We start from the raw sequence: 15,380 nt of genomic DNA, 5'->3' as shown, positions 1-15,380 counted from the left end.
GATGTTCTCCCGATTACACAGCAACTGGTTCAGGTTGAACCTGCACCACGTGTTGAACAAAAATACCTGCGGTGATGATGTGCTCAGGGTCTAACTCACCCAGTTCAACCACTTCAGAGACTTGCGCAATGGTTACACCCGCAGCCATGGCCATGATCGGGCCGAAGTTACGTGCCGATTTACGGTAGACCAAATTGCCCCAACGGTCGCCTTGCTGCGCTTTAATCAGAGCAAAGTCAGCTTTGATTGGATATTCCAGTACATAATCTTTACCGTCGATGTGACGGGTTTCTTTGCCTTCGGCCAATAAGGTACCGTAGCCTGTTGGGGTGAAGACTGCACCGAGTCCCATACCTGCGGCTTGAATACGACAGGCCAAATTGCCTTGCGGCACCAGTTCCAATTCGATTTTTCCTGCACGATAGAGTTCATCGAAGACCCAAGAGTCGGACTGACGTGGGAACGAACAGATGACTTTTTTCACGGCACCTGCTTTGAGTAACTTGGCTAAACCATAGTCACCATTGCCTGCATTGTTACTGACGATGGCCAGGTCTTTGATGCCAAGTTGAATTAAGCCATCAATCAGTTCAGCAGGTTGTCCTGCTGTACCAAAACCACCGATCATGATGGTTGAGCCATCCTTTATTTGCGAAAGTGCTTCTGTTAAAGAAGCTGAACTTTTATCAATCATAATATTGTCCTAGGTACAGCGTACCTATTAACTTTTGGAACTTGGATTGGAGCTTGGAGTTGAAGCTAAAGCTGAAACGTCAGGGCTACGTTTGGTTAAAATCAGATACGCAGTTAAACCAATGATGATGCCCCAAAAAACGGAACTTAGACCCAAAAAGTGCATACCTGAAGCTGTAGCTAAAAAAGTAATGAGGGCAGAATCTCGTTGAGATTCATCTTTCATTGCTACAGCGATATTGGTTGAAATAGCACCCAATAAGGCCAAGCCAGCCAAAGCGGCAACAAGCTCTTTTGGCAGCAAGCTGAAGAGCAGAACGATACTGCCTGCAAACAAACCACCTAAAATATAAAAAATACCGTTGGCAACGCCTGCGATATAACGCTTTTCTTTTAACTCATGCGCATCTTTGCCCATACACAGTGCAGCCGTAATCGACGCTAAAACTATGGTGATACCGCCGACACATGCAACAGCTAAAGACGCAATACTGGTGGTGGTGATAATTGGCTTGGCAGGCATGTCATAACCGCTCAGTTTCATGATGGCCATACCCGGTAAAAACTGTCCTGTCAGACTGACTAAAATCAGAGGCAGGGCAAGGTTTAAGGTGGAGTGCCAAGTCCATGCAGGGCTGATGAACTGGGGAATAGCAAGTTGGACATCTAAGCTCACCGCATTCATTTCACCAAGCCCAAAGCTCAAGGCCACACCTGAAAGCAGTACCCAAAGCATGCTATAACGTGGTGAAATTCGTTTTGCGACTAAAAAGACAAACAGCATGCTAAACACAATAATCGGCATACTGTTAGTTGCACTAAACAGACCTAAACCAAACTGAAATAATATTCCTGCCATCATCCCCGCGGCTACCGACTGCGGAATCCATTTCAATAATTTATCGAAGTAACCACTAATACCAATAAGAAAAATTACCACAGCAGAGGTGATGTAAGCGGCTACAGCTTCATTCAGGCTAATATTCGGGAACAGGGTGACCAATAAAGCGGTACCCGGTGCAGACCATGCGGTAATTACAGGGACTTTGAACTTAATGGAAAGAAAGATCCCTGCCACGGCTGCCCCAATAGAAATACCCCAAATCCATGAAATCATCATGGTCGGGGAAACCTGAGCTTGTTGCGCAGCCTGAAAGAAGATAATGAGTGGTCCTGAATAGGATATCAGCACCGCCAAAAATCCTGCGACAGTGGCTGAAATAGACCAATCTTCTTTCAAAGTTTTAAACAGGGTAGCCATTCATTTGCCTCCATGCAGACATGATCCTGTATATAAAGTTTTGTGGCGATCAATTAGCCTTGATCGCCACCGCCGACAGGAACAACTGTACCTGTCATATATGACGAATCATCTGAAGCAAGGAATACAATCGCATTCACTTGTTCTTGAATCGTGCCATAACGGTTCATAAAACTACGATCAATAGTTTGATCGACCACTTGTTGCATCCACGACTTTTCATTTTCAGACAGTGGATTTGTATTACGCGGTACTTTGCGTGGTGGCGCTTCGGTTCCACCTGTAGCGACTGCATTCACTCGGATCCCATCTTTAGCATGTTCAAAAGCCAGCGATGCAGTAAGGGCGTTGACCCCACCTTTGGAAGCCGAATAAGGCACACGGTTAATGCCACGAGTAGCTATAGAAGACACATTTACAATCGTACCTTTCTGATTTTTAATCATTTCAGGTAAAACAGCACGACAACACCACAGCGTTGGAAATAATGAACGATTTACTTCTTTGATGATTTCTTCTTCAGAAAACTCTTCAAAGGGTTTCATCCAAATTGCACCGCCGACGTTGTTGATGAGTACATCGACACGACCATAGACCTCAAGCGCTTTTTCAACAACACTTTGTGCACCTGCGAAGGTTTCAAGATTAGCTTTGACTATTATTGCATCACCTTGTTTTGCTTCAATTTCTGCTAATGTTTCATCGACATAGTCAGATAAGTCGGCTAAAACAACTTGCGCACCTTCATCCGCCACTTGGAGTGCAACACCGCGACCAATGCCTTGAGCGGCACCAGTCACAATCACTACTTTGTTTAAAAATCTTTGACGATCAGACATGATAAGTGGCCCCAATCAGTTTGCAGAGAATTTTTCAAACAGGAAGTTTGCAGGTTTTACGCCTTCGCTATCTAACCAACCACGAACAGCATCAACCATAGGGACAGGACCACAGAGGTAGACATCAACATCACCGCCATTGAGCCATTCATTGTCAATGTGCCCAGTCACATAACCTTTACGCTCATGCGCAGAGTCTGGACTTGCAACCACAGTACGGTATTCAAACCATGGAAGTTTGGCTTGGAGGGCATTTAGCTGTTCTAAAGCAACCAAGTCGAAGTCATTGGTGACACCAAACACCAAACGAACAGGGTGTTCAGCGCCTTTTTCTTCTAAAATCTGTAGCATAGACATAAAAGGGGCAATACCTGTACCGCCTGCAAGCATGACAACAGGACGAACCACACTACGCAGGTAGAAGCTACCAAAGGGACCAGTAAAAGTCATTTTGTCGCCCGCTTTGGCAGCACTGCTTAAAAAACTACTCATTTTACCATTCGGCACATTACGGACCACAAAGCCAGTTAAACGGTTGCCAGGTTTCGAGCTAAATGAATAGGAACGAGTTTCTGCTGTCTCTGGGATGCCGACGTTGACATATTGACCAGCAAGGAAGTGAATGTCAGGTTGACCTTCATCAAGCTGAATATCAAAAGTAATGGTCGATTCTGATAAGTTTTCAACAGCGACTAAAGTGCCTTGGTACTGGTGAATTTCGGTTTTGCAGACTTCAGATGAAGCTTGAATTTGGAATACGGCATCCGAGCTTGGACGGCATTGGCAAGCCAAAATATAGCCTTGTTCCGCTTCTTCCGGTGTTAACGCATCTTCAATATACGTCTCTTCAGGCATGTCATAACTACCAGATTCGCAAAAAGCGCGGCAAGTCCCACATGCACCATCACGGCAGTCTAGCGGAATGTTAATTTTTTGGCGGTAAGCGGCATCTGATAAAGACTCACCTTGAGTCACGGTAATAAAACGCGTTACGCCATCTTCAAATTGAAGTGCAACATTGTGGTTTGACATGGCTGAATATCCTTTAAAAACGTTGAAACTTGGAACTCTCAGCCAAAACTCCATTTGGCTGAAAGCATACTAAGGATGTATGACTAAAACTTAGAGGTGATAAACATCAATCACTTGGTTGATATAATCGTTTTTCAGTACCACGTATTTACTTAAAATTTGTGGTTTTTCACCTGAAAAATCGATTTCATAACGCGACATACCAAAGTAGCTATAACTGGTTTTGTAGCGGAAGCTCAGCGTATTCCAGTTAAAACGGACGGTGACTTTATCGCCATCACGCTCAATCACTTCGATATTGTTCACATTGTGACAAGTACGTGTGTCTGGCATGGTCGCAGAAGAGCGTTCAGTTTTAATGCGGAACACACGGTCTTCTAGACCTTGGCGGTCTGGGTAGTAAATCAGTGAAATTTCAGACTGCGGATCCGTAGTCAGGGTATCGTCGTCATCCCATGCAGGCATCCAAAAGGATGCAGATGGGGCATAACATGCGAGCCAATCATCCCATTGTTCATCATCTAAAAAGCGCGCTTCTTGATATAGAAACTGACTGATTTGTTCGATGCTAACGGTATTCAGTGTTGTAGGAGCATTCATGCAACTTCTCCTTGTTCATTTGCAGTTTCAACAGCCAGTGCTTTTTCGTTGGCAATTGCAATTTTCATCATGTCTAACCAGTGTTGGTGTTGAGCAAGGTAGAGGCCTTCATCTTCAGTTTTGACACCTGAAAGCTTTGGTTTTAGACCAATTTCATTGGCAGCATCATCTGGGCCATGAATCCAATGTTTTGAACCGCGGCACATATCATTCCATTCCAGTTCAATGCCTGCGTAGCCCGCTTGGCATGCACGGAATTCTTCTAAATCATCTGGTGTTGCCATGCCTGAGGCATTGAAGAAGTCTTCGTACTGGCGAATACGGCGTGTACGTGCTTCCGCGTTTTCACCTACTGGCGCAATACAGTAAATAGTCACTTCGGTTTTATTGACTGAAATTGGGCGCAGTACACGAATTTGCGAACCGAACTGATCCATCAAATATACGTTTGGATAAAGACAAAGGTTACGTGAGCGCTCAATCATCCACTTCGACATTGCTTCGCCAAATTTTTCAGAGTATTCGTCGGCTTTCGGGAAGTTTGGACGGTCTTCTGGATTTGCCCATTGTGTCCAAAGCAGCATGTGACCATTGTCAAAACCGTATGAACCACCCCCTTGTTTACCCCAAGCGCCTGCGCTCATGGCACGGATGTTGTCACCCGCTTGTTTTTCTTTTCGTTGTTGAGTGGTCGCTGCATAGTTCCAGTGCACCGCAGAAACGTGATAACCATCTGCGCCATTTTCTGCAGTTAGTTTCCAGTTGCCTTCATAGGTGTAGGTAGATGCGCCACGTAAAACTTCAAGACCTTGCTCAGACTGATCCACAATCATGTCAATGATTTTGCTAGTTTCGCCTAAGTATTCTTCTAAAGAGGGAACATCCGGATTTAAGCTACCAAACAAGAAACCTTTGTAGTTGCCGAAACGTGCGACTTTTTTCAGATCATGTGAACCTTCGTGGTTAAAACAATCTGAATAACCTGCGTCTGCTGGATCTTTAACTTTTAAAAGTTTGCCAGAGTTGTTAAATGTCCAACCGTGGAAAGGGCATGTATAGGTTGCTTTATTGCCACGTTTATTACGACAAAGCTGTGCACCACGGTGTGAACAGGCATTGATCATGGCATTGAGTTCACCATTACGGTTACGTGCAATCAGAATAGGCTGACGGCCAATATACGTCGTGTAATAGTCATTGTTATTTGGAATTTGGCTTTCATGTGCCAAGTAAACCCAGTTACCCTCGAAGATATACTTCATTTCTAGGTCAAAAAGGGCTTGATCAGTAAACACTGAACGATGAAGTTTGAATTCGCCTGTTTCAAAGTTGTCGACAAGTAATTCATCGATACGATCGAGATGGCTAGTATTAATAACTGGGATACGTGGCATGTCCGTTCTCCGACTTTCCAAAAGTGAGGAAGTCCCCGAAATGCGACTTTGCAGTGGCTATTTCGGTTCCAAGGGTAATTAAGCGCTAGCGCGACGACGTTCAACTTCAGTTGATGGTGCAGCCGCTTGATCTTTCACCAGTTCAACATTGAATTGAATGTGTTTGAATGGACCTGTTAAACCGCGGCGTGCAATTTCAGCTTCGTCGGTAATATCGACAGCGGTAGCCACCAAGCCTTCACGTGTTGCAAATGCAAAGTCATCCCACAGGTATTGGTCACCCTCAATGTTAAATTGCGTAGTTAACTTACGGTAGCCTGGTGCAGAGACGAAGTAATGTACATGTGAAGGGCGGTTGCCATGACGACCTAGCTTGTTCAATACAAATTGAGTTGTCCCTTCTGGTGGGCAACCATAACCGACAGGCATCGTGGTGAGAGCAACGTATTTACCATCTTGGTCACTCATGATTGAACGACGTAGATTGAAGTCTGATTGTGACTTATCGAAGAAAGAGTAGTTGCCTAAGCTATTGGCATGCCACACTTCAACTTTTGCACCTTCAATAATCTGACCATCAGTGTCAGTCACTGTCCCTTCAATAATTAAAGTCGGAATTTTGCCTTCTTCAGAACCATCGTCCATACGTGCAAAACCAACCGATTCAGGTGCGCCAGCCACGTATAAAGGACCTTCGATGGTACGTGGTGTTCCGCCTGTAATGCCTGCTTTGGCATCGGCTTCATCTGCACGTAAGTCAAGATAGTGCTCAAGACCCAGCCCTGCCGCAAGTAAACCGAGTTCGTTGGCTTGGCCTGCATCCGTAAAGTATTCAAGACCTTTCCAAACTTCAGTTTGGCTCAAATCTAAGTCTTCAATCGCTTGGAATAAGTCACCCAATAGGCGAACCACAATTTGTTGAGTACGTGCGTCTACAGAACCTGTTGCTGTATCCACATTCATTGTTTTGACTAATGCATCAATCTGTTGACGATTCATACTATTGCTCCTTAAGTATGTTTGCTGTGTGGTGGCTAGCTTTATTGATTTCTTTAAAAGCTTAGCTGCCACGTTCCTTGTTAATATCCTTCACTGGATCGTAGATTAGATGTCAGTGATTCAGCTGTTTCTATTCGACCATTTAATTAACGATCATCTTCGCGAATAGACGATGGATGTCGGTTTAACGGCATCACTTCAATATTCATATACGGGTACAGGGGTAAACCTTGCAAAATATTGTGTAGCTCTTCATTGTTGTCTACATCAAAAATGCTGATGTTTGAGTACTGACCTGTAATGCGCCAAATATGTCGCCATTTGCCTTGAGCTTGTAGCTCTTGCGAATATGCTTTTTCGACTGCTTTAATTTCACTGGCAGTTTCAGCAGGCATATCCAGTGGAATGTTTACATCCATACGTACGTGAAAAAGCATGTATAACTCCTAAACGGTTAAGACGTCGCTTAAGCGCGGCGCAGCTGATCAATCTTGTTTTCATCCAGTTCAATACCGAGTCCTTTGCCTTGGGGTAAGTGCAAAGCGAAGTCAGTGTATTGAAGTGGGGTTTTTAAAATATCTTGGGTTAACAGCAGTGGACCGAATAACTCGGTGCCATAAGCTAAATTTTCAAAGGTCGAGAACAAATGTGCCGAAGCAATTGTGCCGACTGCACCTTCAAGCATGGTTCCGCCATACAAATCTATGCCTGCTAAGTTGGCAATCTTCGCGACTTCATGACCTTCAATTAGTCCACCAGACTGAGCCACTTTCACTGCAAAAACAGAGGCCGCATTGGTTTTGGCTAAACGGTAAGCTGAGCTTGGTCCCATGAGCGATTCATCCGCCATGATGGCAAGATCAAAACGTCGTGTTAAACGCTGCATCGCATCAATGTTGTCGATTGCACAGGGTTGTTCAATCAGGTCAACACCACCATTTTGTAGGAGTTGAATACCCTTAATCGCATCTAGCTCAGACCATGCACGGTTCACATCGACACGGATAGAAATGTCTGAACCCAGCGCTTGTTTAATCGCAAGAACATGTTCAACATCTTCTTCTACACGGCGTGAACCGATTTTAAGTTTGAAAATATTGTGGCGTTTCGCCTCAATCATTTTTCGGCCTTCAGCAATATCTTTTTCAGTGTCACCAGATGCCAATACCCAAAGTACAGGTAAGCTGTCACGTAAGCGGCCACCCAATACTTCAGAAAGGGGTAAATCTAAACGTTGCGCTTGGATGTCGAGTAGAGCCGTTTGAATTGCACATTTGGCAAAACGGTTACCATTAATATTCTTTTTCAAAGCACACATAGTTTGTGCGATGTTTTGAGCTTTAAGGGACTTCAATAAAGGTGCAAAATAAGTTTCAATATTGGTCTTAATGCTTTCTGGACTTTCTTCACCGTAGCCCAGTCCGCCAATTGTTGTCGCTTCACCCCAACCGACAAAGCCATCTTCAGTGCTGATTTTCACCAAGACAAGCGTTTGCGTTTGCATAGTCGCTACCGCCATTTTGTGTGGGCGAATAGTGGGGATTTCGACGAGTAAGGTTTCTATAGATTTATACATCTTAACTCTGCGCAGCCTTGCGTTGTGTACCTGATTTGATATACCTTAAAAGAATAAATATGAACTGTCGAAGATCAAATTAGCATTTTAATATATCTTAAAGGTATAAATAGTCATGGAATTGAGACACCTCCGCTACTACGTAGCTGTTGTAGAAGAGCAGAGTTTTACCAAAGCTGCTGAAAAACTATTCATTGCACAGCCTCCTTTAAGCCGCCAGATACAAAATCTAGAGGCTGAATTGGGGGTGCAATTATTTGAACGTGGCAGCCGTCCACTCAAGACCACGGAAGCAGGACAATTCTTCTATCAACACGCTGTTAAACTTTTGTCTAATGCCGAAGAAGTCAAAGCCATGACACAGCGTGTAGGCTTGGTTGAAAAAACGGTGACTATGGGCTTTGTAGGTTCATTGTTATATGGTTTATTGCCTAAAATTGTGTATTTATTTCGCCAACAGCAGCCACATTTAAAAATCGAATTGATCGAAATGAGTACCAAGGATCAAATTCAGGCCTTAAAAGAAGGGCGGATTGATGTTGGTTTTGGACGCTTACGCATTTCCGATCCTGCTGTGCGTCGGGTTTTACTGCGTGAAGAACCGTTGATGTTAGCGGCACATTCTAGTCATCCTTTGACGGCGCAAAAACAAGGCGTGTATTTAGCTGATTTGGTTGATCAAAACTTATTTCTTTATCCAAGTCACCCCAAGCCAAATTTTTCTACTCAAGTCCAAGGGCTGTTTTCAGAATATGGACTAGAACCTAAACACTTAAAAGAAGTTCGTGAAATACAGTTGGCACTAGGGTTGGTTGCAGCCGGAGAAGGAATTTGTGTGGTTCCAGAAAGTGCACGAACCATTCAACTTCCACATTTGAACTATATTCCAATCTTGGATGATGCAGCGACCAGTCCCATTTTTCTAGCCATTCGTTCCATGGATGAAAGCGAGGACATTCGTTCATTATTTGATTGTATTTATCAGGTCTATGACCTTGAAGCGATCAAATATGACCGCGCATTTATCTAAGCTTAGGGATTTAAATTTCACGATACTTTTAACGTCTACATTTTAAAACGAGCCATTTCAGCCATCCTTGGGGATGGCTTTTTTTATAGTCATTTTCGCTTGGTTTTGCTTATTTTCTGCCTCTCACTGAAATTATGGCTTATATAAGCTATTTATTTAAAACAATAAAAACCTTAACCGACCTTAAAGGTATAAATATAGAGTTATTCGGTTTTGGACAAGAAAGCTACTTTTGCTGCAATGTGCACAGCAACAAACATTCGCAAGCAGGAGGCTTAAAGTGAATACAAATCCAGTTAACATCAACACGGTGGTCGATGAAGCCAAATTTACGCCCTTTCATTGGAGTGTACTCATTTGGTGTCTACTGATTATTATTTTTGACGGTTATGATTTAGTCATCTATGGCGTGGCGTTGCCACTTCTAATGCAAGAGTGGGGACTCAGTGCAGTACAAGCAGGCTTACTTGCGAGTACAGCTTTGTTTGGCATGATGTTCGGTGCAATGAGCTTTGGGACGTTGTCTGACAAATTGGGCCGTAAAAAGACCATTATGATTTGTGTGGCTATTTTTAGTGGCTTCACCTTTCTAGGCGCATTTGCAAACAATCCTATCGAGTTTGGGATGTTACGTTTTCTTGCGGGACTTGGCATTGGCGGGGTGATGCCAAACGTGGTCGCACTCATGACTGAATATGCTCCGAAGCGTATTCGTAGCACACTCGTTGCGGTTATGTTCAGTGGTTATGCTATTGGTGGCATGACCTCAGCTTTATTGGGTGCATGGTTGGTAACAGACTATGGTTGGAAAATCATGTTCTATATCGCCATCATTCCATTTCTGGCTTTACCGATTCTTTGGAAGTTTTTACCTGAGTCTTTAATGTTCCTGACTAAAAAGGGTGAAACTGAAAAAGTCCGTGAAATTGTGCAAAAAATTGCACCGGAGCAAGCCATTCAGCCTGAAACGACATTTAAGCTCAATGAACCTGTTGCAGGTGATGACGCTCCATTAAAGGCATTGTTCCAACAAGGCCGTACCTTTAGCACCATGATGTTTTGGGTGGCATTCTTTATGTGCTTACTCATGGTCTATGCGCTTGGAAGCTGGTTACCAAAACTAATGATTCAAGCAGGTTATTCGCTTGGTGCAAGTATGATTTTCTTATTTGCTTTAAATATTGGCGGTATGGTGGGAGCGATTGGCGGTGGTGCGCTCGCAGACCGTTTCCACTTAAAACCTGTTTTAACAACCATGTTCACCGTGGGTGCTATTGCGCTGATTCTACTTGGTTTCAACAGTCCACAAATGGTGCTGTACGGTTTAATTGCAATTGCAGGTGCAGCAACTATTGGTTCACAAATTCTACTGTATACCTTTGTCGCACAGTTCTATCCAACTGCTGTGCGCTCTACAGGTATGGGCTGGGCTTCAGGCATTGGACGCATTGGCGCAATTGTTGGACCTGTATTAACAGGTGCATTGTTAACTTTTGAGTTGCCACATCAAATGAATTTTCTCGTGATTGCGATACCTGGTGTAATTGCGGCTTTGGCAGTGTTTATGGTCAACTTGAAAGTGTCTGTAGATGGTGAAAAAACCAAATTAAAACAAGTGTTTGATGCAGTTAAATAGACAGCCAATTAAATAATACTGAACCCATGAGTCTAGTGCATTAGTAGTAGGCTCATTTCAAAAACTGTATGAACTGTTAAAATCAATTTGCTTTTTATAAGTTGTTTTTTAACGCGATTTTTAATGCGATAAAAAGTTTCATTTTAAAGTATTAAAAGAAATGCATTGCGTTAGAAAACAGCGATGAAAAAGAGAGCTAAATATTAAAGAGTAAAAGTCAGGACAGACTTAAATACACAGGACCCGTGTTAAATGAAACAATTTAAGAAGAACGTTTTAGTTGTCACTTTATCCATGTTAAGTAGTGCAGCATTACATGCACAAACCAATACAACGGCAGAGATTGAGCAACTTAGAAATGAAATTAATGCGTTAAAACAAATGCTTCAACAGAATACGCAGCAACAACAGCAGCAAGCTGTTCAATTGAGCGCTGTTGAACGTCAAGTGTTGACGACGCCAAAAACGGTTGAAAAAACGGGTTTAGGTTTGACCAAAGGTGGGGCAGAGTTCAACTTATACGGTAATGTTCGAATGGACGCATCGTATCAAGCTGAAGGTGGTGCTCGTGATATGCCCTATAACCAAATCAATAGTGTACCTTTAGAAGGAAATGCTGAAAATAGCGATCGTTTAAGATCAACCCTTTCAGCAACGCGATTAGGTTTGGACTTTAAAGCGCCAGTCGCCGATCAGAACTTAAATGCCAAAATTGAGGTCGACTTTTTAGGCGGTACAAACCTTGATAATTTACGTATTCGTCATGCGTATTTAAACTATGGTAACTGGCTAATTGGTCAAACGTGGTCAAACTTTGCGACTCCAGACTATATCCCTGAAACGATTGATGCTTTGGCTTATGTGGGTGCTTCAATTAAACGTACACCTCAAGTGCGTTATACCCATAAATTCACGCCAAATACTAACTTAGTCGCGGCAGTGGAAGACCCGAAAGATGCCAGCATGAGTCAACGTATGCCTGCATTTACAGGACGACTAAATCATAAGTTTAATGATGCACTTTCAGTTAGTGGACGTGCAATGGCGCATGAAAAACGCATTCAAAATCAAGAAGAGTGGGCGTATGGCGTAGGTGTTGGTGCCAAATTTGACATCACCCCTGTGACTTCTGTGAAAGCGGACTACTACCATGTCAAAGGTGATAGCAGCTTTGTTTCCTTTACAAACCCTGGCGTAGTTGCAACAGGCACAAGTATTGAACAAAGTGAATTTGACTCAATTACTGTCGGTTTAACACAGAAGTTTAATGACAAATTACGTGGCACTTTGGCTTATGGTTATATGACTTTTGATAAAAATCAGGACTACCTTGATGCTGTAGCTGATGATACCAAAATCAATAAAAACTTATGGCAAGCATGGGGTAATTTATTCTATAGCCCAGTTCAGCCTGTTAGCCTTGGCGTAGAGTATGTCTACGGTGAGCGTGAAGCGTTTGCACCTGCGGCAAATGGTAGTAAAAAAGGTGAAGACAACCGTGTGAACTTGGTTGCGATTTATAACTTCTAATACTTGAAGTGATAACCGGTTTTCACTTTGATATGTATAGAACGAAGTGAAATTTCACATAGAAGTCGAAGGATAACTCTTTCGGCTTTTTATGTCTTGCTGTTTAATTTACTGGATACTCAGTTTTGAGAAAATGTTGCACATGTAATGCAATAGTCGAAGTTCCATCAGAACTTAAGTTATTTGTCACATAAGAATAAGTCATGAAAATAAAGCACATGTGTTGCCATCAACGGGTTACATTAGGTGAGGTAAGTAACTGTATATAGAGTAATTGATGACAATAACATGGATTCTTTTTACGCTTATGGCCGCTTTCATGCAGGCTTGGCGCAACGCTTTTCAAAAGCAACTCAGTACTACTGTAGATGTTTATGGAGTGACTCTAGCGCGGTTCATCTTTGCTTTACCTTTAGCACTGCTTTACATCAGTTGTCTTTACCATTTCCAACCTGTGACAGATTCCGTCCATTTCAATCTCCGTTTTGCTATCTATGTGCTTATTGCGGCGTTGAGCCAAATTGCAGCAACAGCATTGATGGTTCAGCTTTTTAAGCAAAAAAATTATGCAATTGGAGTGGGTCTTGCTAAAAGTGAAGCAGTACTTGCTGCGATTATTGCTGTGGTCTTTTTATCTGATCATTTAAGCCTTTTAGGCTGGTTTGGGGTTGTCGTGGGAGGCTTCGCAGTTTTTTTAATGTCCAAAGGGCGGGAATTTTCTGATTTTTCCATACAAACCTTATGTGTAGGTATCGGTAGTGGTTTATGTTTTGCCATTACCTCGCTCTTGGTACGTGAGGCAAGTTTAGAGCTAACAAATTTACCATTTATTCACCGTGCTGCTTGGGTGCTCTTAATGGTGATTGGGACACAGTGCTTTTTACTTTTAATGTATTTGGGTATATTTCGCCGTGCAACATTATGGGCCATGTGGCAGCGTATTGGACTTACATTTCGTGTCAGCTTATGTAGTTTTTTGGCGTCACTGGGTTGGTTTAGTGCCATGAGTATGCAGTCCGTGCCCATTGTAAAAACCTTGGGGCAGGTCGAGATTATTTTTAGTATGTTGATTTCAGCCTACTTCTTTAAAGAAAAGCTGGCACGTGCTGAACATCTCGGTATTGTATTGGTAGTGATTGCAGCATTTTTAGTGATTTGGGCTTAAAGTCTGATCTTTACACAGCCCACGTCATTCATTTGTAATGACATTAACCATCCAAAATGTAATGTAACTGCCGTTTTACTAGTCTTCAACTCAAAAAAATAGAGACTAAACCCATGTCTAGGTTTAATCTCCAAAGTGTGTTTTTCTCGTGAGATTTAATTCTGTGGCCAAAATTTAGATGTTGATATTAGCAACAAGCTTCAGATTTTTACTGAAGAAGGTAGTTTTGATCTGCACCGACAAAGAAAATCACACCTATACAAAAAAGCCCACAGTAAATCGCAAACCAGATAATCATATTTTTAAAAGCTTTATCTGAAATTGAACTATCTGCATATTTTGCTGGTTTTTTTGAGTCTAGATCTTTCATGGTTAGGGCACTCAACTGAGGTGATGAGTACATTATGCAAAGCAAAAGGCTGATCAAACAGATACAAAAACAAGATTAAAAAAATATAACAGATGAAGCAGAATTGCTTAGGGCTGTTATAGTCTAAAGCCTGTGTGACACACTATGTAGATATCAGTAACTTGTTTTCAGAGTCCTATCACTTAAAAATAACAAGAAACTTAAAAATGATCTTATATTTAAAATACCACTCATGAATTTTATACATACTGGATCATTAGAAATGATCATTTCATTCATGACTGAAATTTTTGTACATTAACTAAAATAGGCCTTGTCTGCGTAGAACAAAGTACTTGACCCTTCAGCATGGCGTTTAAGTTTAGAACGATATTTAAAGAGCATTATGAAAAATTTTGAAAATAAAGTGGCTGCGATCACAGGTGCAGGTTCAGGCATTGGGCAGCAGTTGGCGATTCAACTGGCTAAACAAGGTACACATTTGGCACTCAGTGATCTAAATGAACAAGGTTTGGCGGAAACCTTAAACCACATCAAAGATTATCCTGTTTCAGTCACGCTTACAAAACTAGATGTTTCAGACCGTAAGGCAGTAGAGGATTGGGCAAAGCAGTGTGAGCAGGATTTTGGGCAGGTCAATTTAGTTTTTAATAATGCAGGGGTCGCGTTGGCGAGTACTGTTGAAGGCTTAAGCTATGAAGATGCCGAGTGGATTTTCAACATCAACTTTTGGGGAGTGGTGTATGGAACCAAAGCTTTTTTACCCTACTTAAAACAAAGTGGCTCTGGGCATATTGTGAATATTTCAAGCTTATTTGGACTCACGGCTCAACCCACTCAGAGTGCCTATAATGCGACAAAATTTGCTGTCCGTGGTTTTACCGAGGCACTACGTCAAGAGTTAGATTTACAAGACTGTGGCGTTAGTGCAACTTGTGTTCATCCTGGTGGTATACGTACTAATATTGCCAATAGTGCTCGAATGAGTGACAGTATTCGTGCGCTGGGTATGAACCCAGAGCGTGCCAGCCGTTCTTTCAATAAAATGCTTAAAACCCCGCCAGATGTAGCAGCACAGGCCATTTTAAAGGCTGTGAAAAAAGATGAGCGCCGTGTCTTAATTGGAACAGATGCCAAAATTATCGATCTGGTACAGCGTATTACACCAACAGGCTATACACAGGCCATGAACTTTTTGACAGGTAAAAAACGCCGAAAATAAAGACGTATTCACATGAAAGATGATTTTATTGTT

General features: G+C 42.4%; 15 protein-coding genes. 5 read left to right on the top strand and 10 right to left on the bottom strand.

The window, feature by feature from the left end; translation table 11 throughout:
- Positions 1-13: 13 nt before the first annotated feature.
- From F946_RS04865 to F946_RS04825, 9 genes are all read right to left on the bottom strand, one after another.
- Complete coding sequence (locus F946_RS04865; protein ID WP_004979740.1) at positions 14-694, bottom strand: 3-oxoacid CoA-transferase subunit A; 681 nt, start codon at positions 692-694, stop codon at positions 14-16.
- Positions 695-721: 27 nt separating this feature from the next.
- Positions 722-1,954, bottom strand: coding sequence for a benzoate/H(+) symporter BenE (gene benE / locus F946_RS04860; RefSeq protein WP_004979738.1), 1,233 nt, complete (start codon positions 1,952-1,954; stop codon positions 722-724).
- Positions 1,955-2,007: 53 nt separating this feature from the next.
- Positions 2,008-2,793 carry a benzoate diol dehydrogenase BenD gene (benD, locus tag F946_RS04855; RefSeq protein ID WP_004979736.1) on the bottom strand — a complete coding sequence of 262 codons (786 nt, stop codon included), beginning with the start codon at positions 2,791-2,793 and terminating at the stop codon, positions 2,008-2,010.
- A 15-nt stretch (positions 2,794-2,808) separates the two neighbouring features.
- Entirely contained in the window at positions 2,809-3,825 is a 1,017-nt protein-coding gene (gene benC, locus F946_RS04850; protein ID WP_004979734.1) for a benzoate 1,2-dioxygenase electron transfer component BenC, read from the bottom strand.
- Between the two features lie 90 nt (positions 3,826-3,915).
- Positions 3,916-4,425, bottom strand: coding sequence for a benzoate 1,2-dioxygenase small subunit (benB, locus tag F946_RS04845; protein ID WP_004979732.1), 510 nt, complete (start codon positions 4,423-4,425; stop codon positions 3,916-3,918).
- Complete coding sequence (benA, locus tag F946_RS04840; RefSeq protein WP_004693190.1) at positions 4,422-5,819, bottom strand: benzoate 1,2-dioxygenase large subunit; 1,398 nt, start codon at positions 5,817-5,819, stop codon at positions 4,422-4,424. Before benA ends, benB begins: the two co-directional genes overlap by 4 nt.
- 78 nt (positions 5,820-5,897) lie before the next feature.
- A complete protein-coding gene (gene catA / locus F946_RS04835) occupies positions 5,898-6,818 on the bottom strand; it encodes a catechol 1,2-dioxygenase (RefSeq protein ID WP_004979728.1) in 921 nt (306 codons plus the stop codon).
- A gap of 146 nt (positions 6,819-6,964) precedes the next feature.
- Positions 6,965-7,255 (bottom strand): muconolactone Delta-isomerase, encoded by a 291-nt coding sequence (gene catC / locus F946_RS04830; RefSeq protein WP_004979726.1) that lies wholly within the window; start codon positions 7,253-7,255, stop codon positions 6,965-6,967.
- Positions 7,256-7,284: 29 nt separating this feature from the next.
- Entirely contained in the window at positions 7,285-8,394 is a 1,110-nt protein-coding gene (locus F946_RS04825) for a muconate/chloromuconate family cycloisomerase (protein ID WP_004979723.1), read from the bottom strand.
- A 115-nt stretch (positions 8,395-8,509) separates the two neighbouring features.
- Between F946_RS04825 and F946_RS04820 the strand changes: the two genes are divergently transcribed.
- From F946_RS04820 to F946_RS04805, 4 genes are all read left to right on the top strand, one after another.
- Positions 8,510-9,424, top strand: a complete 915-nt coding sequence (locus F946_RS04820; RefSeq protein WP_004979722.1) for a LysR family transcriptional regulator — start codon at positions 8,510-8,512, stop codon at positions 9,422-9,424.
- 280 nt (positions 9,425-9,704) lie between these two features.
- Positions 9,705-11,060 (top strand): MFS transporter, encoded by a 1,356-nt coding sequence (locus F946_RS04815; RefSeq protein ID WP_004979720.1) that lies wholly within the window; start codon positions 9,705-9,707, stop codon positions 11,058-11,060.
- Positions 11,061-11,312: 252 nt separating this feature from the next.
- Complete coding sequence (locus F946_RS04810; protein ID WP_004979717.1) at positions 11,313-12,590, top strand: DcaP family trimeric outer membrane transporter; 1,278 nt, start codon at positions 11,313-11,315, stop codon at positions 12,588-12,590.
- Positions 12,591-12,867: 277 nt separating this feature from the next.
- Entirely contained in the window at positions 12,868-13,755 is an 888-nt protein-coding gene (locus tag F946_RS04805; protein WP_004979715.1) for a DMT family transporter, read from the top strand.
- A 208-nt stretch (positions 13,756-13,963) separates the two neighbouring features.
- Here the strand turns inward: F946_RS04805 and F946_RS17230 are convergent, their stop codons facing one another.
- Entirely contained in the window at positions 13,964-14,125 is a 162-nt protein-coding gene (locus tag F946_RS17230; protein ID WP_004979714.1) for a hypothetical protein, read from the bottom strand.
- Positions 14,126-14,510: 385 nt separating this feature from the next.
- Between F946_RS17230 and F946_RS04795 the strand changes: the two genes are divergently transcribed.
- A complete protein-coding gene (locus F946_RS04795) occupies positions 14,511-15,347 on the top strand; it encodes an SDR family NAD(P)-dependent oxidoreductase (protein WP_004979713.1) in 837 nt (278 codons plus the stop codon).
- Positions 15,348-15,380: the final 33 nt, after the last annotated feature.

Source organism: Acinetobacter johnsonii ANC 3681, from assembly GCF_000368805.1.
Classification (GTDB): domain Bacteria; phylum Pseudomonadota; class Gammaproteobacteria; order Pseudomonadales; family Moraxellaceae; genus Acinetobacter; species Acinetobacter johnsonii.
The sequence above is the reverse complement of the archived record's forward strand: the minus strand, read 5'-3'. Positions and strand labels throughout refer to the sequence as shown.

Excerpts from the sequence above, each read along its gene's own strand:
- F946_RS04865 (WP_004979740.1), bottom strand. The coding sequence starts at position 694 with ATGATTGATAAAAGTTCAGCTTCTTTAACAGAAGCACTTTCGCAAATA.
- benE (WP_004979738.1), bottom strand. The coding sequence starts at position 1,954 with ATGGCTACCCTGTTTAAAACTTTGAAAGAAGATTGGTCTATTTCAGCC.
- benD (WP_004979736.1), bottom strand. The coding sequence starts at position 2,793 with ATGTCTGATCGTCAAAGATTTTTAAACAAAGTAGTGATTGTGACTGGT.
- benC (WP_004979734.1), bottom strand. The coding sequence starts at position 3,825 with ATGTCAAACCACAATGTTGCACTTCAATTTGAAGATGGCGTAACGCGT.
- benB (WP_004979732.1), bottom strand. The coding sequence starts at position 4,425 with ATGAATGCTCCTACAACACTGAATACCGTTAGCATCGAACAAATCAGT.
- benA (WP_004693190.1), bottom strand. The coding sequence starts at position 5,819 with ATGCCACGTATCCCAGTTATTAATACTAGCCATCTCGATCGTATCGAT.
- catA (WP_004979728.1), bottom strand. The coding sequence starts at position 6,818 with ATGAATCGTCAACAGATTGATGCATTAGTCAAAACAATGAATGTGGAT.
- catC (WP_004979726.1), bottom strand. The coding sequence starts at position 7,255 with ATGCTTTTTCACGTACGTATGGATGTAAACATTCCACTGGATATGCCT.
- F946_RS04825 (WP_004979723.1), bottom strand. The coding sequence starts at position 8,394 with ATGTATAAATCTATAGAAACCTTACTCGTCGAAATCCCCACTATTCGC.
- F946_RS04820 (WP_004979722.1), top strand. The coding sequence starts at position 8,510 with ATGGAATTGAGACACCTCCGCTACTACGTAGCTGTTGTAGAAGAGCAG.
- F946_RS04810 (WP_004979717.1), top strand. The coding sequence starts at position 11,313 with ATGAAACAATTTAAGAAGAACGTTTTAGTTGTCACTTTATCCATGTTA.
- F946_RS04805 (WP_004979715.1), top strand. The coding sequence starts at position 12,868 with ATGACAATAACATGGATTCTTTTTACGCTTATGGCCGCTTTCATGCAG.
- F946_RS17230 (WP_004979714.1), bottom strand. The coding sequence starts at position 14,125 with ATGAAAGATCTAGACTCAAAAAAACCAGCAAAATATGCAGATAGTTCA.
- F946_RS04795 (WP_004979713.1), top strand. The coding sequence starts at position 14,511 with ATGAAAAATTTTGAAAATAAAGTGGCTGCGATCACAGGTGCAGGTTCA.